22 protein-coding genes, 1 tRNA gene and 3 pseudogenes are annotated in these 22,535 nt (G+C 37.4%); 11 read left to right on the forward strand and 15 right to left on the reverse strand.

The window, feature by feature from the left end:
- Positions 1-157 precede the first annotated feature (157 nt).
- Positions 158-922 (forward strand): (S)-acetoin forming diacetyl reductase, encoded by a 765-nt coding sequence (locus NML75_RS00540; RefSeq protein ID WP_004250763.1) that lies wholly within the window; start codon positions 158-160, stop codon positions 920-922.
- 329 nt (positions 923-1,251) lie between these two features.
- Here NML75_RS00540 and pepF read toward each other — a convergent pair whose 3' ends face one another.
- The 6 genes from pepF to NML75_RS00570 all read right to left on the reverse strand — a co-directional run bounded on the left by pepF (position 1,252) and on the right by NML75_RS00570 (position 6,270).
- The gene (pepF, locus tag NML75_RS00545) at positions 1,252-3,048 is read right to left on the reverse strand and encodes an oligoendopeptidase F (protein WP_254731183.1); all 1,797 of its coding nucleotides are present in this window, start codon (positions 3,046-3,048) and stop codon (positions 1,252-1,254) included.
- 10 nt (positions 3,049-3,058) lie between these two features.
- Positions 3,059-3,802 (reverse strand): 16S rRNA (uracil(1498)-N(3))-methyltransferase, encoded by a 744-nt coding sequence (locus NML75_RS00550; protein WP_254731187.1) that lies wholly within the window; start codon positions 3,800-3,802, stop codon positions 3,059-3,061.
- Position 3,803: 1 nt separating this feature from the next.
- Complete coding sequence (prmA, locus tag NML75_RS00555; protein ID WP_254731455.1) at positions 3,804-4,754, reverse strand: 50S ribosomal protein L11 methyltransferase; 951 nt, start codon at positions 4,752-4,754, stop codon at positions 3,804-3,806.
- A 137-nt stretch (positions 4,755-4,891) separates the two neighbouring features.
- Entirely contained in the window at positions 4,892-5,365 is a 474-nt protein-coding gene (locus NML75_RS00560; RefSeq protein WP_006149392.1) for a GNAT family N-acetyltransferase, read from the reverse strand.
- Positions 5,362-5,790 (reverse strand): NUDIX hydrolase, encoded by a 429-nt coding sequence (locus tag NML75_RS00565; RefSeq protein ID WP_254731190.1) that lies wholly within the window; start codon positions 5,788-5,790, stop codon positions 5,362-5,364. Before NML75_RS00565 ends, NML75_RS00560 begins: the two co-directional genes overlap by 4 nt.
- A 9-nt stretch (positions 5,791-5,799) precedes the next feature.
- Positions 5,800-6,270, reverse strand: coding sequence for a DUF3013 family protein (locus NML75_RS00570; RefSeq protein WP_254731192.1), 471 nt, complete (start codon positions 6,268-6,270; stop codon positions 5,800-5,802).
- A 115-nt stretch (positions 6,271-6,385) separates the two neighbouring features.
- On the opposite strand from NML75_RS00570, the gene NML75_RS00575 reads away from it, so the two are divergent.
- The 5 genes from NML75_RS00575 (at position 6,386) to NML75_RS00595 (ending at position 10,268) form a co-directional block, all read left to right on the forward strand.
- Complete coding sequence (locus tag NML75_RS00575; protein ID WP_254731458.1) at positions 6,386-7,657, forward strand: replication-associated recombination protein A; 1,272 nt, start codon at positions 6,386-6,388, stop codon at positions 7,655-7,657.
- Between the two features lie 262 nt (positions 7,658-7,919).
- Positions 7,920-7,992: transfer RNA gene (locus NML75_RS00580), tRNA-Lys, on the forward strand.
- 350 nt (positions 7,993-8,342) lie between these two features.
- Positions 8,343-8,858 carry a DUF308 domain-containing protein gene (locus tag NML75_RS00585; protein WP_254731195.1) on the forward strand — a complete coding sequence of 172 codons (516 nt, stop codon included), beginning with the start codon at positions 8,343-8,345 and terminating at the stop codon, positions 8,856-8,858.
- 521 nt (positions 8,859-9,379) lie between these two features.
- On the forward strand, positions 9,380-9,823 hold the full coding sequence (locus NML75_RS00590) for a DUF1269 domain-containing protein (RefSeq protein WP_223361914.1): 444 nt from the start codon (positions 9,380-9,382) through the stop codon (positions 9,821-9,823).
- Positions 9,824-9,851: 28 nt separating this feature from the next.
- On the forward strand, positions 9,852-10,268 hold the full coding sequence (locus tag NML75_RS00595) for a helix-turn-helix domain-containing protein (RefSeq protein ID WP_071788307.1): 417 nt from the start codon (positions 9,852-9,854) through the stop codon (positions 10,266-10,268).
- 91 nt (positions 10,269-10,359) lie between these two features.
- Here the strand turns inward: NML75_RS00595 and NML75_RS00600 are convergent, their stop codons facing one another.
- From NML75_RS00600 to NML75_RS00615, 4 genes are all read right to left on the reverse strand, one after another.
- Entirely contained in the window at positions 10,360-11,088 is a 729-nt protein-coding gene (locus NML75_RS00600) for an ABC transporter permease (protein ID WP_006149384.1), read from the reverse strand.
- Positions 11,085-11,834 (reverse strand): ABC transporter permease, encoded by a 750-nt coding sequence (locus NML75_RS00605; RefSeq protein WP_029689695.1) that lies wholly within the window; start codon positions 11,832-11,834, stop codon positions 11,085-11,087. Before NML75_RS00605 ends, NML75_RS00600 begins: the two co-directional genes overlap by 4 nt.
- A 5-nt stretch (positions 11,835-11,839) precedes the next feature.
- A complete protein-coding gene (locus tag NML75_RS00610; RefSeq protein ID WP_006149382.1) occupies positions 11,840-12,751 on the reverse strand; it encodes an ABC transporter ATP-binding protein in 912 nt (303 codons plus the stop codon).
- A 153-nt stretch (positions 12,752-12,904) separates the two neighbouring features.
- Positions 12,905-13,045: a type A2 lanthipeptide gene (locus NML75_RS00615; RefSeq protein ID WP_006149380.1), complete on the reverse strand. Its 141-nt coding sequence runs from the start codon at positions 13,043-13,045 to the stop codon at positions 12,905-12,907.
- A 180-nt stretch (positions 13,046-13,225) separates the two neighbouring features.
- On the opposite strand from NML75_RS00615, the gene NML75_RS00620 reads away from it, so the two are divergent.
- Both NML75_RS00620 and NML75_RS00625 read left to right on the forward strand, forming a co-directional pair.
- On the forward strand, positions 13,226-13,924 hold the full coding sequence (locus tag NML75_RS00620; protein WP_006149379.1) for a response regulator transcription factor: 699 nt from the start codon (positions 13,226-13,228) through the stop codon (positions 13,922-13,924).
- Positions 13,925-13,926: 2 nt separating this feature from the next.
- A complete protein-coding gene (locus NML75_RS00625; protein ID WP_254731198.1) occupies positions 13,927-15,291 on the forward strand; it encodes a sensor histidine kinase in 1,365 nt (454 codons plus the stop codon).
- A 205-nt stretch (positions 15,292-15,496) separates the two neighbouring features.
- On the opposite strand, the pseudogene NML75_RS00630 reads toward NML75_RS00625, so the two are convergent.
- The 3 genes and pseudogenes from NML75_RS00630 to NML75_RS00640 form a co-directional block, all read right to left on the reverse strand.
- Positions 15,497-15,637: pseudogene (locus NML75_RS00630) on the reverse strand (ClbS/DfsB family four-helix bundle protein); the annotation flags it as partial.
- 69 nt (positions 15,638-15,706) lie between these two features.
- Positions 15,707-16,324: an SAP domain-containing protein gene (locus NML75_RS00635; protein ID WP_006149376.1), complete on the reverse strand. Its 618-nt coding sequence runs from the start codon at positions 16,322-16,324 to the stop codon at positions 15,707-15,709.
- Between the two features lie 78 nt (positions 16,325-16,402).
- Positions 16,403-16,510 (reverse strand): annotated as a pseudogene (locus tag NML75_RS00640) (conjugal transfer protein); the annotation flags it as partial.
- Between the two features lie 278 nt (positions 16,511-16,788).
- On the opposite strand from NML75_RS00640, the gene NML75_RS00645 reads away from it, so the two are divergent.
- Positions 16,789-17,190, forward strand: coding sequence for an XRE family transcriptional regulator (locus NML75_RS00645; RefSeq protein WP_254731461.1), 402 nt, complete (start codon positions 16,789-16,791; stop codon positions 17,188-17,190).
- A 219-nt stretch (positions 17,191-17,409) separates the two neighbouring features.
- Here NML75_RS00645 and NML75_RS00650 read toward each other — a convergent pair whose 3' ends face one another.
- A complete protein-coding gene (locus tag NML75_RS00650) occupies positions 17,410-17,949 on the reverse strand; it encodes a DUF6609 family protein (protein WP_254731200.1) in 540 nt (179 codons plus the stop codon).
- 543 nt (positions 17,950-18,492) lie between these two features.
- On the opposite strand from NML75_RS00650, the pseudogene NML75_RS00655 reads away from it, so the two are divergent.
- Positions 18,493-19,335, forward strand: a pseudogene (locus NML75_RS00655) (aldo/keto reductase).
- A 303-nt stretch (positions 19,336-19,638) separates the two neighbouring features.
- On the forward strand, positions 19,639-20,784 hold the full coding sequence (locus NML75_RS00660) for a low temperature requirement protein A (RefSeq protein WP_254731203.1): 1,146 nt from the start codon (positions 19,639-19,641) through the stop codon (positions 20,782-20,784).
- A gap of 662 nt (positions 20,785-21,446) precedes the next feature.
- Here the strand turns inward: NML75_RS00660 and NML75_RS00665 are convergent.
- The gene (locus tag NML75_RS00665; RefSeq protein WP_049551477.1) at positions 21,447-22,535 is read right to left on the reverse strand and encodes an AI-2E family transporter; all 1,089 of its coding nucleotides are present in this window, start codon (positions 22,533-22,535) and stop codon (positions 21,447-21,449) included.

Here is a 22,535-nt window from a genome sequence, read left to right on the forward strand (position 1 = left end):
TTCCAAAAACCAGTCTTTGTTTGACACTAATTTCACAAAGGTATATACTAAAAAGCGATAGGACTTCTTTTAGAAGTCTATCACAACTCACTTATAACCCTTTGCTGTTCTTTTATGAACGTTGAAATGGTATCACGGATACCAAAGGAGGAATCATATGTCTAAAGTAGCTATTGTTACAGGTGCAGGTCAAGGAATCGGTTTTGCAATCGCAAAACGCTTGGTCCAAGATGGTTTTAAGGTTGGGGTATTAGACTACAATGCTGAAACAGCTGAAAAGGCAGTTGCTGAGTTGTCAGCAGAGAATGCTTTAGCTGTTGTGGCTGATGTATCTAAACAAGCAGAGGTTGCTGCAGCTTTCCAAAAAGTTGTAGACCATTTCGGAGACTTGAACGTTGTGGTAAACAACGCTGGTGTCGCTCCGACTACACCTCTAGATACGATTACAGAAGAACAGTTCAATCGTACCTTTGCTATTAACGTCGGTGGGGTAATCTGGGGAGCACAAGCTGCTCAAGCTCAATTCAAAGCACTTGGTCACGGTGGTAAAATCATCAACGCTACTTCTCAAGCAGGTGTTGTTGGAAATCCAAACTTGACTGTTTATGGTGGTACAAAATTCGCTGTTCGTGGTATTACTCAAACATTGGCGCGTGATTTAGCTGACTCAGGCATCACTGTTAATGCGTATGCACCTGGTATCGTTAAGACTCCAATGATGTATGATATCGCTCACGAAGTTGGGAAAAATGCAGGAAAAGACGACGAATGGGGTATGCAAACATTCGCAAAAGATATTACATTGAAACGCCTATCTGAGCCAGAAGATGTCGCTGCAGCGGTTAGCTTCCTTGCTGGACCAGATTCAAACTACATTACAGGTCAAACCATTATCGTCGATGGTGGTATGCAATTCCATTAAGATACATAAAAAGAGGTTGGAAAATGATCCAACCTCTTTTAATTGTTTTAATTATCAGTTAGAGAGATACTTTCTCAGTATCTCTAAATTTCTAGTAATTTACCAAGTATCCATTCCTAAATGGCTTTATACTCTTTAAACCCAGAATTCTTAATTAAAAACAATTAGATATAAAATGAAGTAAATAATTATCAATACCAACTCTACTGCAAGTTCAAATCTAACATCACGACCTTCAACTGCATTTTTGAAAATAGCTACAGCTAAGCCAAATATAATGATAATTAACAATCCCAAGATCATTATTCTAAAACAACCTTCCTATTCCTTTACTCTCCCAACTGGGCACTATAAACTATAATCTGATCAACCGTATCAGACAAGAACTGAATCGTATCACTGAGTGGTTTATCCGTTGAGATATCGGCTCCGATAATCATAGCTGACTCAAGTGGTGTCTTGCTACCACCTGATTTGAGGAGATTGAGCCAGTCTCTAGCTCCATTCTCAGAGTTTTTAAGATGAAGGTAACCAGCAGTCGAGATGACTAGTCCTGCAGAGTATGTATAGCTATATAAGCCCATATAGTAGTGAGCTTGGCGTATCCAAGTCAAGGCTGCATCATCATCAATCTCAATAGCATCTCCCCAGAAGTCCATCAAGACCTCCTTCATAATGCTGTTAAGTTTGCTTGCCCCAAAGGTTTCTCCTTCTTCAATCAGTGTATACACCTTACGCTGAAAGGCTGCTTCCAGAAGGTGAGTGATGAAGTTATGGAAATAGGTATCTGTCAAGCGGTGGGCAAGAGCGAAGCGTTTCTGACGTGAATCATCAGACTGGTGTTCCAGGTAATCGCTTAACAGCAATTCATTGAAAGTCGATGGCGCTTCAACATAGTAGGTCGACATGTGGGCGTTGAAGTAACTCTGGTGATTGTCTGAAAAGATAAATTGACCAGAGTGACCAATTTCATGAATCAAGGTATAAACATCACTCAAACGACCTGTCCAGCTCATGAGAACATAAGGATGCACACGGTATGGATCAGCTGCATAGCCACCAGAGTCCTTACCACTATTAGCAGCGAAATCAACCCATCGCTCTTCTTGGTAACGAGCGATTTCTTGACAGTATTCTTGCCCCAGTGGTGCGACAGACTTCATGACCAAATCGTAGGCATCATCAATGCTGACCTCTGGATTTAGAGCACTATCCAAATCCAATTTCCAATCAGCAAAGGTCATCTTTTCAAGACCATTTACCTTGGCAACATGCTTGAGGTATCTCTGAGCGACTGGTGCAAAGTCATTCATGATAAGGTCAATCTGGCGGTCAAACATGGCACGGTCTACTTCTTGCTCAGCTAAAAGATAGTCGAATACTGAGTCATAACCTTTCATATCTGCCAATAATTTCTCAGACTTGACCTGAGCAAGATAGGCTGCAGCTGCGGTGTTTTGATGCTTACGTAGTCCTTCGGAGAAGGAACGGAATGATTTCTCACGAACTTCAGCATCCTCGTGATTTTGGTAGAAATTTTCATAGGTCACAAAGCTATTTTTGTAAGTCTTCCCATGGGCTTCAAAGTCAGCCATTTCAAAGTCGCCAGCTCGCATTTTAGTATAGATATCCTGTGGACTATAGAAAACTTCACCCAGATTAGTCAAGGCCTTCTCCACATCAGCCCCAAGATAGTGGGCTTTTTTGATTTTTGCCTGACGAATAGCCGACGTCAAATGTGGTAAGTTACCCAAACGGTCAAAGACTTCCTCATCTGCAGCCACTAAGGCATCATTAAAGAAGGTTAAGGCGACACTGGCATCTGTCTCAAAGTCCATTCCAGCTTGGGCAATATTGGCAAAATCTTCATTAGCATAGTCTGTCGTCTGAGGCATAAAGGCGTAATTACCGATATGACTCATCTGGATGTAGATTTGCTCCAATTCCGCAAAAGCTTTCTCGAAATCTTCAAAAGTGTGAAGATTGCCCTTATAGTCACGACTAAATTGATTGATATCTTCACCCGCCTTCTCAATCGCACGCAAGAAATCCTCGCGATCTTGGTATAGGGCTGTCAAATCCCAAAGCTCCTTTTCAGGAAATTCTGAACGGTGTTTTTGTTCCATCTTTCTCCTCTTATTTCTCTAATTCTAATAAAACACTAAGGGCTGACAGGGCATAAAGTGGCGCTGTTTCGGCTCGTAGGATGCGAGGGCCAAGTCCTGCCAAAACTGCTCCCTTAACTTCAAAAGACTCAATTTCTGCAGGGGATAAACCACCTTCTGGACCAAAGATAAAGAGCATTTTAGCTCCTTTATCAAGAGCAGCGACAGCTTGTACGAGCGCTGCTGATTCTCCTTCTTTGGCTGACTCTTCATAAGCTACCACGATACGATCAAACTGATCAAGTTGTGCTAAGAAGTCTGATCTTCTCTCAAACAGCTTTATGCTTGGAACAAAGTTCCGCTTGCTTTGTTCTGCTGCTCCAAGGGCGATTTTTTCTAGTTTCTCGACCTTTTTGCCCAATTTCTTGCCGTCCCATTTGGCGACTGACCAGTCTGCAGGAAAGGCCCAAATCTGACTAGCACCCAGTTCCGTCACTTTTTGAGTGATGAACTCTAGCTTATCTCCCTTGGGAAAGCCAGAGGCAATGGTCACTTGGACTGGCAGTTCCACATTGTCAGCTAATTCTTCAACCAACTCAAACTGACGTGCTTCCACATTTACTACGCGCGCCAAGCGCTTAATACCATCATCAAAGACCAAAGTAACCTCATCATTTTCCTTCAGGCGCATGACCTGAAACATGTGCTTGCTGGTTTCCTTGTCCTCGATAGTGACAGGAGAGATTGCACTCCCCTTGACAAAATACTGCTGCATGCTAGCCTCCAATCACACCATAAATATCCTTGGTTTTCTTGAAGACACAGGCATTCCACTCCCCTTGGATCATGTGGGTTTCAAGGAAAAATCCAGCTGCTTCTGCTGACTCACGCACCATGTTCCACTTGTCCTTGATAATGCCACTCATGATCAGGTAGCCTTCATCCTTGACCAAACGATAAGCATCATCCGTCAGATGAATGAGGATATCCGCCAAGATATTAGCCACGATGACGTCTGCCTTAATCTCCACGCCTTTAAGCAAATCGCCTGGCGCCACATGGATATTTTCCATGCTAGGATTGAGCTCAATATTTTCCTGAGCGACTCGAACCGCTACATCATCTAGGTCATAGGCAAAGATTTCCTTGGCACCTAGGAGTGAGCTTGCAATAGAAAGAACCCCTGAACCAGTCCCTACATCTAGCACTGTTTCGCCACCACGAAGGACCTGCTCCAAGGCAAAAAGACTCATCTTAGTCGTCGGGTGTGTTCCAGTCCCAAAGGCCATACCTGGATCTAGCTTGATAATCTTTTCTCCCGCTGTTGCTTCATAGTCCGTCCATGATGGCACAATGGTCAAATCATGAGTGATACGAGCAGGTTCATAGTATTTCTTCCAGTTGTCTGCCCAGTCTTCCTCAGCCAAGGCAGTCGTACCAATCTTGACTTCTCCTAAGTCCATAAAGTCCGTCAATTCTGCTAAGCGATCCTGCAAGTCCGCTTCAACCGTTGCCACATCAACCGTTTCCGGATAGTAGGCTGTGACCACAATTTCTTCTTGTTGCTCGACCTCAGGGAAAATTTCACCGAAACGGTCCACATTTCCAACATAGTCCATGCTATCTTCAATTGCTACCCCTTGGGCACCCAGCTCAATCAAGAGATTAGAGACCAACTCCTCTCCCTCACGCTTGACTGTAACCTTTAACTCTTGCCATGTTTCCATCATTAAGATACCAAGCCCGTAAAACACAAAGCCAAAATAAGAAACTCTCTGAAGACGTTTGTGTCTAAGAGAAGTTTATCTTTTTGGCACCGTGTTTAGGGCGGGTTCAGTTTAGAAATTTAACTGAACCATCCTTTCTATTTGTCAATCAATTTTTTCATGTAGACCATATCCATACCTTCTTTTTCAGGCTCGATATGAGTTTGACGGTAGCCATTTTTCTTGTAGAAGGCAACCATTCCCGCATCCTGTAATACCGTACACAAATCCCATTGTGTGATGGTTGGAAATTCTTTTTCCAGCAAGCTTAAACCTTTAGATCCATACCCTTTTCCTTGATAGGGAGGTAAAATCGCTGCCGTTCCTAACCAAGCTTTCGTTAACTCGTCATTGGTCTGAATTCGAAGAAATCCAATTTTATCTTCGTTTTCTTTGACAAAGTAGTAATAGCTATTGGGACGCTCGACTAGTTTCCACTTAATTCGTTCACGGTCCTCCAGATAGGGATCATATTCATCTTGGTATTTGTCATATACAGCCTTAAAGCTAGCTATTTGAATCGCAATGACGTCCTCTAAATCCTCTGCTCCTGTTCGTTCAAGTCTTATCATAAACTCTCCTCCAAATAATCCCTCAATCTCCCCTGTAGCTGAGGCACTACTTTACTGGATGTCAAAAATTCCTCAATGTTCATCAGTTTATAGGCCTGACCTTCATCTCCAAAGACAATACTGTCAAACTGATCCTGACTTAACTGACCGACCATAAATACTGACTGTCTGCCTTCATAGAGCATGCTGGGATAGACCTTGCTCCAGAGCAGGCAATCTTCGGTCAAGTAAATGCCTAGTTCCTCATAAACTTCACGCGCCGCGCATTCAAATGGGCTTTCGTCCCCTTCACGACCACCACCTGGCAACTCCCACATATTTGGCCAAGGGATATTTTCCTTGTCATCACGTAAGATAGTCAAGACCTTATCCCCACAAAATAAGGCAATCTTGCAGCCTGTGAAATCAGAAATCTCTAGCTCCATGCTAGACTCCTAATATCTCGGATAAGGGTAAAATTCTCCTTCTTCCAATCCAACTTTTCCTTCTTCAAAGACTTCTTGGTTCCATTCCATGACGAATTCTTCTGCTTCTGGGTCTTCCAAAAAGTCCATGAGGGCATCTAGTCCAACTTCTGCAGTATCTTTAAGGAATAGCGCAAAATAAGCTAAAAATTCACGAGAAAAACCTTTCTTCGGCAGGTAAGGGATGACTGTGAGATAGTCTTCTGCATTAACTGTTGACTTGGCAGGATTGTAAAAAAGTACCGCTTCTTCAAAAAGGATATCATCTGACGAAACCTCTCCGTCTTCATCTAACATCTCCACCCTTGCAGGATTTTGCGCCTCTAGCAGAAAACTCACTTCAACCGCATGATTGCGCTTGTCCCAGCTAATCTCATAATCAAAAGGAAAGTTCTTGTCCAACTCTTCTTGTAAAACATCTAAAAATCCGTATGTTGCCATGTTGTCCTCTTTCTATACGACTCTTAAATCGCCCCGAATACTCGGAAATATGCTAAAATAGATACTACCATCTTACCACATTCGTATCAGAAAATCCATGTTAGAAAGGACTGCTATGCCAGACAATCTCGCGCTTCGCATGCGCCCCAAAACCATCGACCAGGTCATCGGTCAGGAGCATCTAGTTGGACCAGGCAAGATTATCCGCCGTATGGTGGAAGCCAATCGCCTATCCTCTATGATACTCTACGGACCTCCAGGAATTGGTAAAACCAGTATTGCCTCGGCCATCGCTGGAACGACCAAGTATGCTTTTCGGACCTTCAATGCCACTGTTGATAGTAAAAAACGTCTCCAAGAAATCGCTGAGGAAGCTAAATTCTCAGGTGGCCTTGTACTGCTACTAGATGAGATTCATCGTCTTGACAAGACTAAACAAGACTTTCTCTTGCCTCTCCTAGAAAGTGGACTGGTCATCATGATCGGGGCGACAACTGAAAATCCTTTCTTTTCTGTCACGCCAGCCATTCGTAGCCGTGTTCAGATTTTTGAGTTGGAACCCTTGTCTAACCAAGATGTCAAAGAGGCCATTCAAATCGCCCTGACTGACCCTGAACGAGGCTTTGATTTCCCTGTTGAGTTAGATGATGATGCCCTTGATTTTATCGCAACATCTACCAACGGTGATCTCCGTTCTGCCTTTAACTCGCTGGATTTGGCAGTTCTCTCCACTCCAGCTAATGACAAAGGTATACGTCATATCACGCTTGACATCATGGAAAATAGTCTGCAACGGAGTTACATTACTATGGACAAGGATGGAGACGGGCACTATGATGTTCTATCTGCCCTTCAAAAGTCTATTCGCGGATCAGATGTGGACGCTAGTCTCCACTATGCTGCTCGCTTGATAGAGGCCGGTGACCTTCCTAGCCTAGCTCGTCGTTTGACTGTGATTGCTTATGAAGATATCGGTTTGGCCAATCCCGAAGCCCAGATTCATACCGTGACTGCTCTGGATGCAGCACAGAGGATCGGTTTCCCCGAAGCCCGCATCCTCATTGCCAATGTTGTGATTGATTTGGCCCTTTCTCCAAAATCCAACTCAGCCTATGTAGCTATGGACAAGGCTCTGTCTGACCTTAAAACCTCAGGTCACCTACCAATCCCACGTCACCTGCGAGATGGCCACTATAGTGGTAGCAAGGAATTAGGCAATGCCCAAAACTACCTCTATCCACATAACTACCCAGGTCACTGGGTCAAACAAGAGTACTTGCCAGAAAAAATTCGCAACCATAGCTACTTCTCACCAGAAGATAGTGGAAAATACGAACGTGCCCTGGCTCAACGCAAGGAAACCATTGATAAATTACGAAACTTATGAAATCCTTTTCAAAATTTTTAATTTTCCCTTGATTTTTTTTGAAAAAGTGGTATCATATAATCATAGAAACGCTGTGGTGTACGACTTCACATTTAAGTGTTGACCGACTATTTTTTGTATTATTAGGGAAACAAAAGTCTTCTAACAGCATGTAGGCCGTCTCACACGGAAACAGCTTCAGTTAGAGCGAGTTGCCCACCTGCTTAATTGCGCGGGTTCAATACAAACCGTGAAGTTTCGGCACCAATACAGCTTTTTATTTGCCTCCTTAGCTCAGTTGGTAGAGCAGTAGACTCTTAATCTATGGGTCGCAGGTTCGAGTCCTGCAGGGGGCATCTAAATCAACAGGAAGAAGCCTTGATTTACAAGGCTTTTTTGCTTGTCTGTAACTGATTTGCCCCATCATTTGCCCCACTTTTAAATCTATCTTTTCTTTTTGAATCAAATTACATCTTAACAAATAGTGTAAAGCCAGTTACTTTTGCTTTGATGCCATACAATATTTTCATGTAGAGAAGACAAATTTTATCTTCTCTTTTTATTTTCAAAATAATAAAAACTGATTTTCTTTTCATGAATCAGACTGAAACTTCCAAATTTTCCATTTAGTTTATTGATATTTCCTCTAAAAAGGTGTATAATATTTTTACTATTAAACTATACTATATAACAGGATGGTCTTGAAATGAAATTTTCTAATCGTTTATCGCTATTCCTTGCAGGAGTTATTTTTGTCCTTTTAGCACTCTTTCTATTTACAAACCCAGTAGCTAATCTTGTTGCTTACAGCTGGTGGATTTCATTTGGTTTACTGGTTTCTTCTATAGCAGCTATTTTAGGCTATTTCTCTGCACCAAAAGAGCTTCGCTCACCTGTTTATCTTTTCCAAGGATTTGTTAGTCTTCTCTTAGCTCTTTACCTCGTTGCTTATGGCTTTGTGACCCTGCCGGTCGTCATTCCGACCATTGTAGGAATTTGGTTAATTGTAGAAGCCATTATTGCTTTCTTTAAAGGCAATCGTCTAAGATTGATTTTCCCTATTATTGGTAGCAATATCATGTGGGTAGCCTTGCTTGAATTTTTACTAGGTCTAGTGATTCTGTTCAATCCAGTGGCTACAGGTGTCTTTGTCGTTTATGTCATTGCCTTTTCATTTTTAGTTACTGGCTTCACCTACATTATTGAGGCCTTTCGTAAATAGTCTAGTTGCTATTTCTATCGCATTCAAAAAAGCTGGGAAATCATATTCTCAGCTTTTTCGTCTCTTTAATTATCACTTTTTCGCATTCCATTCTGCGTAGAATTGCTCCAAGTATTCTTCCAAAAAGTGATGGCATAGTGCTCTAGCATTCGATAAGTTGCAATAATAACCGGTCGAGAACGGGGCATCGACTCAATCATACCGAAAATAAAAGAGCGAATGTTATCTGCAAAAAGAAAGCTTAGATTCTTTGCGATTTCAACAAAAAAAGCACTGTTTGTACTGACCCCAAAAAGTTAGACAAGTAATTTAAGTGAAGGATTTAGTTCTGTATTTCACAGGACTAATGTAAGTGGCTCATTTGGACTATCCTCCTGTTTTGTTTTGTCACTTACAGTATAGTCCTTTTAGGCTTTTCAGAATTAAAACAGTTTGTTCAAACTGAAAATACAAAATTAGCTCAGGCTTCAATTGTAAAAGCTGAAAATGGTGTTGTTAACGTCAAAGATAGCTTTGATTTGATGAATTCCCTAGGAGATGATTATTTCGAAGGCGGATTAATTGGTAGTTTAATCGGAATTTTAGGTGGACCACTAGGTGTTCTCTTTGGTTTTGCTACTGGTGGAGCAATTGGCGCCTCCGTTGGTTCAGACAAAGAATTGATCAATTCGGCATTAATTACAACCGTTAGTAAAAAGTTGACTAATGGCGAAGTAGCTATTATTGCACTTGTACAAGAAAATGATGAATCTGTTTTAAATGCTATTTTTGAAAAGTATCAGGTTGACATTGCTAGATGGGATGTCGCTACTGTTGCGGCAGAGATAGAGTCAGCTCTCAAAATTCAAGAAGATTTAGAGCATCAAGCTAAAGCTCGCTTAATTGCGGATAAAAAAGAAGCTCGTCGTGAAAAATTTGATAAATTGAAAGCTAGTATTAAAGAGAAATTTTCGAAAAAAAATTAACAGACTGAAGAGACTGAGGTAATTAGGAATCGGTAAACAGTCCATCTCTGATTACGAAAAACAAAAAAGCTATCCTACCTTTGCAAATTTGGATAAGATAGCAGAATATTTTAATGCAACTCCAACCCAACTCTTTGGAACGAGTAAAGAGATTGAGTTAGAAAAGAGTGTTCTTGAATCTAATGAATACTCTGATAAAGTAAGTGAAATCTTAAAAGCTGTTAAATACATCGAGCATTTCCTACATACTGATGGACAGTACTTAGAGGATTTACTTTACCTAACAAGAGGCAACCAACTATACACAGAAGATGGAAAAGAGTTGTATATTGATCCAACTTCTCAGAAAAGAACACTTCATACCCAATATGAACCTGGTTTTATTGAAGCAAGAGATAAATCTCCACTAGAACTCTTAATTGAAAATAAGGAGCTATTAGATTAAATAAAAAAAGCGAGTTTTAGGCTCGCTTTTTCTATGAAGTATAACTTCTAAGGACTTTGTCTTCAATCTGAGACCCCTAAGAGTCTTCGCATTACTTATGCAATTCTTTATTACTCAATGTATGAAAAATCCCCCACAGAAGAATATTTACAATGATAAACAGCAATATTTCCACTAAATTAAAGTCTATCAAATTCCGTGACCGCATTGCCACCATAGCTTGGGAGTAGGGATAGATTAAAGATAATTTATCAGATACAAAAATCATCATGAATCCTACGAAAGTACCAATAGAACCAATTCCCACAGATTTACTAAAAACACGAGTTTTAGCTGTCACAAAAAACTGTACTGCCATCATACTAATTGTTCCAAAAATCCCCAATAAATCCCACTTAAGGTAGGTGAACAAATTAGAAATTTCTAAATGAATTAGGTGAGCACTGACATAAAAAATACCAAACAAGAACAACTGTAAAACAGCAATAAACAAGATAATTACTATTTCTTTTGCCAACAATAATTTCCCAAGACTGACATTATTAGCTCTGAGAAATTCAATATTTTTCCTATCAAACTCTTTTCCTAACATCATGGCTACATAAATGCTGACCAAAATCGGAAAGAAAAGCTGGCTATAATAGAAGGTCAATTGTCCCCATAAAACAGGCACTTTTTCACTTTCTGCAACCATAGAATAAGCTGCACCTAAGTAAATACCAAGACCAATCAGGCTACAAAAAGCTAAGAAGAAAATACCAATCATCAACATGGAAAATTTTTGGGTTTTCCGCCATTCTACTGATAGATAAGACATCATAGCTTGCCTCCTTTCTTTTCAACTAGATAGAGAGATAAGAAGAGATAGATTAGGGCTATTGGCAAATATGTAAAGAGTTTAAATCCTAGGTTTGTCGCCAAAACATAACTCACTTGACTGGCGACTTTCTGGTAATCCACCAGAGACAGATATGCTATACCACCAAATGGGAAAATCAGCTGTAGAAAAGCTGTTGCATGACCAAATCCAACTCCAAGAAATCCTCCGAAAATCCCTAATGCCATTATCAATGCCTGCTTTTTCAGTAAAAACTGCAAAGTCAAAAACAGACAGGTTAAGACAAAAGATGCTAGCAAGAAAATGACGATTTGCCAGAGGATTAGGCTAACAGGCATTTCTAGACCAGAAAAGTTTGCAATCAACTGGACTACTACTCCCTCCAAAATAGCGAGAAAGGTCAAAACGAACATAGTCAGGCCAAGCTTACTCAGAAAGATATGCCGTACATTTTCACCATTTGCCAAAAGCAGTTTGAAAGTGTTGCCCTCCTTCTCGTTCTTGACAATCCGGGATACAAAGAGAGCAATCACGATAGGGAGAATCAAGCCATTTACTTCTTTTATCATATAGAAAATTAGGTTAATCTGGTGCATGTCTGGATTACTTAGGTAACGTGTAGCGGCTGCAATTGCCCAAGCAAATCCGACTCCCATAACTAGTATGATAATGAAGAAGGATTTGGTTCGTTTTGCCTTGAGCAATTCAATAGACAAATTATTCAACATAAGACTCACTCCTTGGTTAAGTTGAGGAAGATAGATTCCAAGGTTTCTTGTTCTTGCTTCACTTCATAAATTGGAACTTCCTCGACTATTAAATCTCGTAACAAACTAGAAATCTGCTGGTCGGCAAGGTTAGTCAGCTTGAGTTTATCCTCATGTATTTCTAACATCTTGCACGGATAACCAAATAACACTTGGCTAATGGCTTCACGTCGACCTCTAAAATCCCCACGCACTTCCAGCCATTTATTGGACTGAATTTTACGAATTTCTCCCTCGTAAACCAGTTGACCATGATTGATAATCCCTACACGGTCAGCGATATGCTCTACTTCAGAAAGGATATGGGTAGAGATGAAGACAGTAATGCCCTGTTCTTTTGCCAACTTGATAATCAGTTCCCGAATTTCATGAATCCCTGCTGGGTCTAGCCCGTTAGTTGGTTCATCCAGTATCAACAAACGCGGTTTCTTGACTAAGGCAAAGGCTAAAGCCAAACGCTGTTTCATACCCAGAGAATAATCTTTAACCAATTTTTTCTTGTTTTTAGGTTGATCTAACCCAACAATTTTCAAGGTTTCCTGAATATTTTTCTTATCAAATCCAAGGATTTTTTGGAAAACCAAGAGATTTTCATAGCCTGTCAAATTAGGATAATAAGACGGTTCTTCAATCATAGAGCCAATCTGATTAAGATACTGCTTGTCCGTACCTATGGATTGACCGAACACTTCAATATCCCCAGCTGTACGAGAAATCAAAGACAAAATCATCTTCATGGTGGTTGTTTTCCCAGCTCCATTTGGACCTAGAAAACCATAAATCTCACCTTGTTGAACTGATAAGGAACTAAGGTTAACTACCTGAGTGTCCTTAAATTCCTTTTGTAAGTTTTTTATCTGTAAAACATTACTAATCATTATGAACTTCCTCCATTAAACTAAAAAATTTTCTATAATTTTGATTTCCATGAATCAAATTATCATGAGTATCTTTGATAACATCTCTACTACTCTTATCAACAAAAATGATAGAATCAACATAATTCACAATATCTAATTGGTGAGTCACTATTACCATTGTTTTGTCTGAATAAAATGGATTTGGATTACTCCACCACCAGCACCAAGAACGTTATCAAGTTCTTCAAGAGTCAATTCTTGAAGAGAATTCATTGCTTCAATCTCAACGAGATTCATTTGTTGTTTAACCATTTGGAAATACCTCACTGATTAAAATTAATTTGAGAAGTATCTCTATCTAGGTTATGTCTTTATTATAGACATGCTAGATTAATTTTAAACTAAGCTAACCTTAATTTTACATTAAGATTAAAGTATTTTTCTTTTTTTCACTCTTTTAAATGGTATAATTTAAATAAGCGAGGTAAGATTATGAGTTTCGAACAACAACTCCTGAATAAGCACATCCTTATCATTGATGACGACAAAATTTTAAACTCTTCCATAAGAGATATTCTCACTGCCTACGGATTTTCCAATCTAACATCAGCCTATGATATAGAATCTAGTTTGGACATGATTGAAATAGAGCAGTTCGACCTTTTCCTTTTGGACATTATGCTACCCGATGGGGATGGCTACACATTAGCAAAACATATCCGAAAAAAAGGCGATACTCCTATCCTCTTTCTGACTGCCAAAAATAATCCTGAAGATGAGATAGCTGGTTTCAATGCTGGTGGTGATGATTATATCATGAAACCCTTCATTCCAAAAAATCTTATCTATCGTATTATGGCTCTGCTCCGTAGAAGTTATAAATCAGAACAGGAAACAATACAGATTGGACAGACTTTGGTGAGTTTTCGGAATGCAACAGTACAAAAAAATGGAGCAGAAATTTCTATTACGCCAATTGAAATTCAGATTTTGAAAAAACTTTACGATAATAAAAATTACATCGTTTCAACCGAATCTCTCTGTGATACGATTTGGGGAGTGGATAGCTTTGGTTATGAAAACTCTTTGACTGTACATATTCGGAAAATTCGAGAAAAAATAGAAGAAAATCCTTCAAAACCTCAATATTTAAAGACAGCTAAAGGGCTAGGATATAAATTGTTATCATGATTATGAATCAAACCAAAATTTTAAGGTATTCACTAAAGAAATTTATCTTTTCTTCCATCATTATCTTTATTACCAATATTATTCTAATTGCCAGTTTTGTTTTCTACATTAGTAAAAAGCAAACTGCTACTGAGACTGTGAAAATAATTTCTGAACACATTACCATCACAAATAATAACGTCCACATACCTGAAAATGATATTTCTAGTCTAAAAGAACAAAAGTTATGGCTCATGGTATTGGATAAGCAGACTGGAAAACAAGTGTACGAACAGTATAAACCTACAGAAGTTCCTTCGCAATTTGACTACGGGGACATTTTACAGTTTTCTCGCTATTATCTTTCAGATTATCCTGTTTTTAGTCAGATAAAAGGTGGATACATCATTGTTGTTGGTTTTCCAAAAGATAAAATTGCTCGTTATAGTTTTAATTACTTAGATATAGATAGTCTCCGCCTGTTTCCACTAATAGCATTTGGAGTATTGCTTTTCAACTGCCTTTATTTCGCTTTTCTTTACTACTATGGCGTGACGCATATCAATCGTAAAATTGTGCCTCTTGTAACTGCTATTCAGAATCTCCCATATGGTTTAAAAAATCCAATAAATTCTATATCAGAACTAGAATATCTTACAACTGCAATTAATCAAACCGATACTCTACTCAAAGAGAATGAAGTCTTTAAAGAGCAATGGATTTCAGGTATTGCACACGATATCAAAACACCTCTTTCTGTCATCATTTCTAACGCGTCCTTGTTAAATGATTCTGAACTAGATACACAGTTTAAAAAACATATTCGTCCAATATTGACGGAATCCTATTACATCCAAAATGTTTTAAATGACTTAAATATAGTAGCTCGCCTTTCATCCGGTCATCTTCAATTAAATCAGACTGAAACAAAAATTATCCCCTTCTTCAAAGACATTCTCATCCATATTTTAAATCAAGAAATCTGGAATGAATTTGAATTTGAATTTGATTACGATTATTCACTTGTTAATCAATCTATCATGATTGAGCAGTTTTTAATCACAAGAGTTATCCATAATATCATCTACAACTCTGTTTTACATAACGAAAAGGGTTGCACAATAAGAATCCACTTATACAAAAAAGATACAAATGTAATTGTCGAAATCAAAGATAATGGACAGGGAGCTTCACCAGAAAAAATTGCTGAACTTAATGAATTATCTTTTAAAAACATTGATATTTCTAAAATTAGAACGACTGGAATTGGGCTAAAAATTTCAAAACAAATTGTTGATTTGCATCAGGGTTCTATTTCGTTTGCTAGTATCCAAAATGAATTCTTTGAAAGTATCATTTCACTTCCAATTTTCAACATTACCAATTAGCCAAAAAATGGAGAAGAACCATTAGAGTTTTCTCCATTTTATTCATCTTTAGTCTAATCATTGAGTATTATAGGCTTTTAAACCAAATTCCGAGAATACATTTGAAATAAAAAAGAATGCTGATAAATCAACATTCTTTTTAAGTATTATTTGCAAAAAACAAGATATTTTGTCTGTTTAGCTACCAAAAAGATACCATATCTGCTTATTTTTTCTTACAATTTTTTTGATGTGCTTTTAATTTCTTCATCGCCCAATCATAATGACTTGAAGTAGTGCTTACAAAATACGAACCAAGTACACTTCCTCCTACCCACTTATAGACATCTTTTGAAAACAATTCTTCTCCTAACCTACAATATTTGTACAAATTTTATAGGTTTCATCTAATAGAAACTTATAACTTGGGATTTGTTTACTTACAGTACGCCTCTATTTTATCCTCATATTTTTTCAAAAGTTCCCGTGAATATATTTTTTCATTTTTTGAATCTCTAACTTCTTTCCAAAGGATAGCTGCAGCTTTTAACTTGTTAGAATAGTATTCGCTAAATTCATCTGCACAAAAATCTTTTAAAAATTGGTTCCATTGGCAAACTGAATTATCATATTTGGCATAGTCTGATTCTCCATAGTATATTTTAATCATATCTTGGATTGTAAATTTTATATCGTTATCCCTTTTTACTTTTCGCCAAGCTGTTGCCATATCAGCATTAAATTTAAACGAATTAACGCCTATTACCTCTGAAAAATATTCTCGAAATTTTTGGTTAAAAGAAAATCCGCATTCAAGTAACGGTGTATCTAATGTTATAACTTCGGATTGATTTTTGTTTCCTTTGCTCAAAAATTTTTCTATCCTATTTCCCTTAAAATATTGTTCTATAATATGATTCAGCTCCTGTTTTGTACATCTATACTCCAATCCAAGAGATTTACAAATTTGTGAAAGTTCATCTCGATACCAGTAGTATCTGTTAAATTCTTCAAATGATTTTATATCTCGAAAATCAGGTCTATTCTCTTTCAAATGCTTACCTCTACACCTTCAAATTTGTCTTATTATACCATATTTATCCCTGTCACATAAAGCTATAACAGAAAAATATTACAATCTTGTAATTACTGTATTTCTATTAAGCTTAACTTTGCCTTTTCTCTTGATATAGTCTTCAATATCAAACACATTCTTTTTATCTAATTCTTCAAGCAACTTCTAATTGAGTAAATCCTGTTTCTAATAGGAAACCTTTATGAGTCATTCGTTTTTGCCCCACTTTTGCCCCATTTTTAAATTCTGACATTGAAAATACCTAAAAGTATTTCCCTAAAATCAGCTATATTTCAACATTTTTGTTTATTTTCAATATGAAAAGTTCTTACAAATCCATGTAGGGGGCATATAAACAACAGGAAAAAGCCTTGAAATCAAGGCTTTTTTGTTGTTCTAAAGTAGGTTTATCCCCCATTTTTTTATGAACTGCCTTTCCAGACATCTCTGATTATGAAAAACAAAAAAGCTATCCTACCTTTGCAAATTTGGATAAGATAGCAGAATATTTTAATGCAACTCCAACTCAACTTTTTGGAACTAGTAAAGAGATTGAATTAGAAAAGAGTGTTCTTGAATCGAATGAATACTCTGATAAAGTAAGTGAGATCTTAAAAGCTGTCAAATACATCGAGCATTTCCTACATACTAATGGACAGCACTTAGAAGATTTACTTTACCTAACAAGAGGCAAACAACTATACACAGAAGATGGAGATGAGTTGTATATTGATCCAACTTCTCAGAAAAGAACATTTCATAACCAATATGAACCTGGTTTTATTGTAGCAAGAGATAAATCCCCACTAGAACTCTTAATTGAAAATAAGGAGCTATTGGATTAAATAAAAAAGCGAGGATAACCTCGCTTTTCTGTTGTATAATCTTATCTTCGAAAGCCGTTTTCCCGACGGCTTTTTTGTTAGACTAAATATGTCAGAAGGAGGGAGAAATATGATTTCACAAGCTAAGTATTTTGAGCAAAGAAAAACAGTAAACCTTTTTCCGATTTACTGTTCCTCTGTTATTCTTATTAAGTTGCTAGTTCAACAAACAATTGGGATTTATTGCTTCGTTGCTTTAGAAAAAAATAACAAATAAACTCCAAATATAAATTTAATTATTGCATCAATATAGGCAAATAGTACCAAAGGGACATCAGAAAAAATATACCCCATGATAATATTAATAGTGCACATAATTCCTAATAAAATCATTGATTTTCCATGTACAAAATATAATGGGAAAAAATGCAATGCTGTGACTAATAATGCCCCCAACCATATCAATCTCCAATTCTCCGTAACAAAAAATGAACCGCCTAAAAAAACCATTAATATAAACAGAAATATTATTGAGTATTGAGAAACCTTATTTTGAAATTTAGTCGATGGTCCAGTGGATAGTTTTTTTAGTAAGTCTTTATTCATATTAATCGTAAAAAAGAAGACTATATAACCACTAGTAAACACTTGCATATTTATAATTTGTTGTCCACCTATTAAGGTAGCAACTGCGATAACTACGGCAACCGCAATTAACCACAAACCGCAAGATTTTTTATTATTAAATTCTAACTTTTCGTTTTTTTCATATCCTAACATTCGCCGAAAAACCTCTCTAAATTCTAATTTATTTGTCTATGTTACTTAATATTATAGTATGTTTTAGGCATTTTTTCTACTGCCAGATTTCATACTCACTCGCTACTACTCCCCATTAGAATGTATTGGCATTTACTATAAAAGGGAACAGAGGTTCATACGAAGTCTTCTGGCAATATCCGTTAGTGATACCTTCTCAGTTAGAAGTTGAGCATCCTTTTGTCGGACAAGGTTAGAGATTAGGAAACCTTTATGAGTCATTCGTTATTTTTGCCCCACTTTCGCCCCATTTTGAAATATTTACATTGAAAATACCTAAAAGTATTTCCCTAAAATCAGCTATATTTCAATATTTTTGTTTATTTTCAATATGAAAAGTTCTTACAAATTCATTCTCTTCCCAAGTAATAATATCTCCAAAGGCTGTTACGAACAGAGGAAAAAGAAGTAAGGAACTATTCATAATAATAGCCGTAGCAAATTTTTGCATTTTTGCCTTATCTTTTTTAAGATAGTACTATTAAAAAAGGAAAGGTGAAAATCATGGAAACATATACACTTGCAAATGGGGTTGCTATTCCTAAAATTGGTTTTGGAACTTGGCAAATTGCTGAAGGCGAAGAAGCCTATAACAGCGTTAGCTTCGCACTTAAGGCGGGTTACACACATATTGATACCGCACAAATTTACGGTAACGAGGTTTCCGTAGGTAAGGCGATTGCTGATAGTGATTTGGCACGTGAGGATATTTTCCTAACCACCAAACTTTGGAATGATAAGCACGATTACGAGTTGGCTAAGACTTCTATCGATGAGTCTCTCGAAAGACTTGGTGTGGATTATTTGGATCTTTTGCTTATCCATTGGCCTAATCCAAAGGCGCTTCGTGAGAATGATGCTTGGAAGGCTGGCAATGCGGGTGCATGGAAGGCTATGGAAGAAGCTTACAAAGAAGGTAAGGTGCGTGCTATCGGTGTGTCTAACTTTATGCAACATCACCTAGAAGCTCTTATTGAAACAGCTGAAATTTTTCCACATGTCAATCAAATCCTCTTGGCTCCAGGTTGTGACCAAGAAGACTTAGTTGCCTATTGCCAAGAGCGCGATATCCTTCTTGAAGCCTATAGTCCACTAGGTACAGGTGGCATTTTTGGAAATGAAGATGTTGAAGCAGTGGCTGAACGTAACGGTAAATCTGTGGCACAAGTTGCTCTGCGTTAGAGCCTTCAAAAAGGTTTCTTGCCACTACCTAAGTCTGTGACACCTAAAAATATAAAAGCTAACTTGGATATCTTCGGCTTCGACTTATCAGAGGAAGATATGGCGGTCTTGGATAAGATTCAAGGCATCAAAACTCAGGATGATCCTGACACAGTTAATTTTTAATAGGATTTTAAGCAACTCGTCAGGGTTGCTTTTTAGCGTGTTTCTTTAGATTTGCTATGATGAAACTATCATTTTTTATTTATAGATGGGAGTTACGTAATGGAGTCTCGAAATCTTTTGCCTCAGAATACACGTACTTCATTATCAATCGTCAAACACTCCGCCTGTAATCTGGTACATGAGGTAAATGTGCTCCAAGGTTTTGACAATTCGCGCCACATAAAGTTATTTAAGCATCTCCTTTTCTCTCATTACCATTTTCTGTTATAATAAATTGTACTTCTAAAATAGAAAGGTCTTAAGATGACAACTCTTATTAAACATAAACGTGTAGAATTTTCAGAACTTTTTTATGACTTAGTTTTTGTTTTTGCAATTTCAAAAGTAACTACTTTAATCGACCATCTTCATAACGGTATTTTGACTTGGAATTCTTTCCTTGATTTTTTCATTGCTATTTTGTTTCTCATCGATTCCTGGATGATTCAAACCGATTATACCAATCGCTATGGAAAGAACTCTTTATTTAACATAGTAATCATGTTTATCAAAATGGGAATTTTACTCTTTATAGCCAATATGATTGGACCTGATTGGCAACAATATTTTCATTATCTCTGTTGGGCTATTGGTACATTAACCCTTACCTTATTTTTTCAATATTTGGTTGAATTTTTTAGAAAATCAACCGATGATGCTAATCGGGAAAGTATCAAAAGTTTTCTATGGATAACAGGTCTAGGAAGTTTAGGAGTCTATCTAGCAGCTCTTCTTCCTATTTACCTTAGAGTCTATATCTTATTTGCTAGTATTCTGCTAACATTTATTATGCCAAGTATCTTGCTTAATAAAGATAAGCATTACCAGGTAAATCTCCCCCATTTAATCGAGCGCATCTCCCTTCTTGTCATTATTATGTTTGGAGAGATGATTACGGAGCTAGCTAACTTCTTTACAATCGAGAATTTCTCGATTTATTCGGTTCTTTATTTCATTATTATGATTTCTCTGTTCTTGTTTTATTTTGGTCAATTCGACCATGCTATTGATGAAAAATCTAATCAAAAGAGACTATTTCTAATTTACAGTCACTATCCTATTTTCATTGGACTTCTTATGATGACCGTTTCGATGAGTTTTCTTCAGAATCCTGAAGCTAATCGTCTCTTTGCAACCAGCTTCTCTTATATCGGATTTGGCCTCTTTCAAGCTGCTGTCCTAGTAAATGGGCCCTATAACAAACACTATCTTCGCTATTCGAAAAGTTACTACTGTGTCCAAGCGACACTCTATCTGGCTGCCTTGATTCTCTCTTTGCTTTTCGCTTCTAATCCTATAACAGTGTTGAGTATTGCAACCATTTTAGCTCTAGCTATAGCCATTCATTTTATTTATTTTTATATGACACAGAATAAAAAATATTCCAAATCTAACTGGGGGATATTTTAATGAGTTTATAACATTAAAAAGCTTTGGGAACCAAGGCTTTTTTTTCATTAATTTGTTTTTCCATTTTATCCTCCGATTTGAACTCGCACTGACATTTATTTATAACAACACTATATATCTAGTATGGCATAATCATTAGGTATTATAGGTTTTCAAACCAAATGTGAGTCATTCGTTTTTGCCCCACTTTTGCCCCATTTTTAAATCCTGACATTGAAAACACCTAAAAGTATTTCCCTAAAATCAGCTATATTTCAACATTTTTGTTTATTTTCAATATGAAAAGTTCTTACAAATTCATGCAGGGGGCATCTAAACAACAGGAAAAAGCCTTGATTTCAAGGCTTTTTTGATGTCAAATAACTTTTTGTAGCAAATCATTATAAAGGTTTTCCAACCTTATCAAACTTATCATTTATTCTCAATCAATTGCTAGCAATATTTGATAAGACCAACTGTTTTTTACAGTACAGAGCTAGTCTATAATTAACTAAACTATACTAATTTGTGCCCATATTACATGGCCAATCCGCATAGAGATTAAAATGGGCTATTATGAATTCATAAATTTTCGCAACAGAACAAGAGCAAGTCATTTAGAAATAAAAGAGAAGAGAATCTTTCACTCTCTTCTTAGTATATCTTATTAAATTCAGTCTTTCTCAATCTACCTGATTTTCCTTTGCAACGACAAATTCTTTAACCAATCGATAGATAACAGCAAATATCGGTGTAAAGAATATCATCCCAAGTAAGCCAAAGAGATTGCCTCCAATACTAGCAGCCGCAAGCGTGAAAATAGCTGGCAAACCAATAGACTGACCTACAACTCTAGGATAAATAAGGTTTCCTTCAATCAGCTGTATAACTTGATATAGAAGAAGAGAAAGTAAGGCTTGAGTAGGACTCACTGTGAAGATAAAAATCGCTCCCACAACACAAGCAATCATAGGCCCTACATAAGGAATGAACGATAGCACTCCTGCAAAGATACCTGTCATTACTCCATAGGGTATCCCAAACACGCTGTAACCAACCGCTATCATAACTCCTATGATAACTGCTTCAATCAGCTGACTCATCAAAAATTGGTCATAAGTCTCTAGTGCTACTTGTCCAATGTAAGTCAACTTTATCACCACCTTCTCTGGAAGAAAAACTTTTAGAAGTCGACTCGTCATCGCTGCCAAATGTTCCTTACTGGATAAAAATAAAAAGGTGAAGACTATAATCAAAAAGGCATTCATCAAACTTGAAAAAATATTGCCGATATTACTAGTCAGACCTGATAAAAAACCTATCAAAGCTTGGCTAATAGAACTAGATTGTCCCTGTATGCCTGATACGATAGTTGACAACATGTCTTTGGTTACAAATTCCGAGCTGCCTAGCAATTTCCCAAGTTGAGTCAGGACTGTTGAAAGGACTGTTCCCAGCTGACTAATAGTCTGGGCTAGGGTTGGCAGCACCAAAACCAAAAGAGCAATCACGATTAAGATAAGAGCTAGGAAAACAAGTACCATGGCAATCGGACGACGCAACTCTGCCTTTACCTTCAATTTAACTAAGTACTGTTCAATTTTTTTCATAGGAACATTAAGCACAAAAGCAATAACAGCACCATAAATCAAGGTTGATATTACATCAAAGAGAGAGATTGCTCCTGATATAAAGCTCGATGCATTCAGAATTACAAGAGCAACCAGCCCTATAAAAAGTATTAACGGGGTGTATTTTTTTACTAAGTTCAT

Origin of the sequence: Streptococcus sp. CF4-3 (assembly GCF_024295385.1) — a bacterium.
Taxonomy (GTDB): Bacteria; Bacillota; Bacilli; order Lactobacillales; family Streptococcaceae; genus Streptococcus; species Streptococcus infantis_I.

Bases quoted from the DNA above. Each gene is read 5' to 3' on its own strand.
- NML75_RS00600 (WP_006149384.1), bottom strand. From the start codon at position 11,088: ATGATGTCTTATCTATCAGTAGAATGGCGGAAAACCCAAAAATTTTCC.
- NML75_RS00540 (WP_004250763.1), top strand. From the start codon at position 158: ATGTCTAAAGTAGCTATTGTTACAGGTGCAGGTCAAGGAATCGGTTTT.
- pepF (WP_254731183.1), bottom strand. From the start codon at position 3,048: ATGGAACAAAAACACCGTTCAGAATTTCCTGAAAAGGAGCTTTGGGAT.
- NML75_RS00590 (WP_223361914.1), top strand. From the start codon at position 9,380: ATGAATTCCCTAGGAGATGATTATTTCGAAGGCGGATTAATTGGTAGT.
- NML75_RS00610 (WP_006149382.1), bottom strand. From the start codon at position 12,751: ATGATTAGTAATGTTTTACAGATAAAAAACTTACAAAAGGAATTTAAG.
- NML75_RS00565 (WP_254731190.1), bottom strand. From the start codon at position 5,790: ATGGAGCTAGAGATTTCTGATTTCACAGGCTGCAAGATTGCCTTATTT.
- NML75_RS00550 (WP_254731187.1), bottom strand. From the start codon at position 3,802: ATGCAGCAGTATTTTGTCAAGGGGAGTGCAATCTCTCCTGTCACTATC.
- NML75_RS00650 (WP_254731200.1), bottom strand. From the start codon at position 17,949: ATGTTAGGATATGAAAAAAACGAAAAGTTAGAATTTAATAATAAAAAA.
- NML75_RS00605 (WP_029689695.1), bottom strand. From the start codon at position 11,834: ATGTTGAATAATTTGTCTATTGAATTGCTCAAGGCAAAACGAACCAAA.
- NML75_RS00625 (WP_254731198.1), top strand. From the start codon at position 13,927: ATGAATCAAACCAAAATTTTAAGGTATTCACTAAAGAAATTTATCTTT.
- NML75_RS00660 (WP_254731203.1), top strand. From the start codon at position 19,639: ATGACAACTCTTATTAAACATAAACGTGTAGAATTTTCAGAACTTTTT.
- NML75_RS00570 (WP_254731192.1), bottom strand. From the start codon at position 6,270: ATGGCAACATACGGATTTTTAGATGTTTTACAAGAAGAGTTGGACAAG.
- NML75_RS00575 (WP_254731458.1), top strand. From the start codon at position 6,386: ATGCCAGACAATCTCGCGCTTCGCATGCGCCCCAAAACCATCGACCAG.
- NML75_RS00665 (WP_049551477.1), bottom strand. From the start codon at position 22,535: ATGAACTTAGTAAAAAAATACACCCCGTTAATACTTTTTATAGGGCTG.
- NML75_RS00560 (WP_006149392.1), bottom strand. From the start codon at position 5,365: ATGATAAGACTTGAACGAACAGGAGCAGAGGATTTAGAGGACGTCATT.
- NML75_RS00585 (WP_254731195.1), top strand. From the start codon at position 8,343: ATGAAATTTTCTAATCGTTTATCGCTATTCCTTGCAGGAGTTATTTTT.
- NML75_RS00615 (WP_006149380.1), bottom strand. From the start codon at position 13,045: ATGGTTAAACAACAAATGAATCTCGTTGAGATTGAAGCAATGAATTCT.
- NML75_RS00620 (WP_006149379.1), top strand. From the start codon at position 13,226: ATGAGTTTCGAACAACAACTCCTGAATAAGCACATCCTTATCATTGAT.
- prmA (WP_254731455.1), bottom strand. From the start codon at position 4,754: ATGGAAACATGGCAAGAGTTAAAGGTTACAGTCAAGCGTGAGGGAGAG.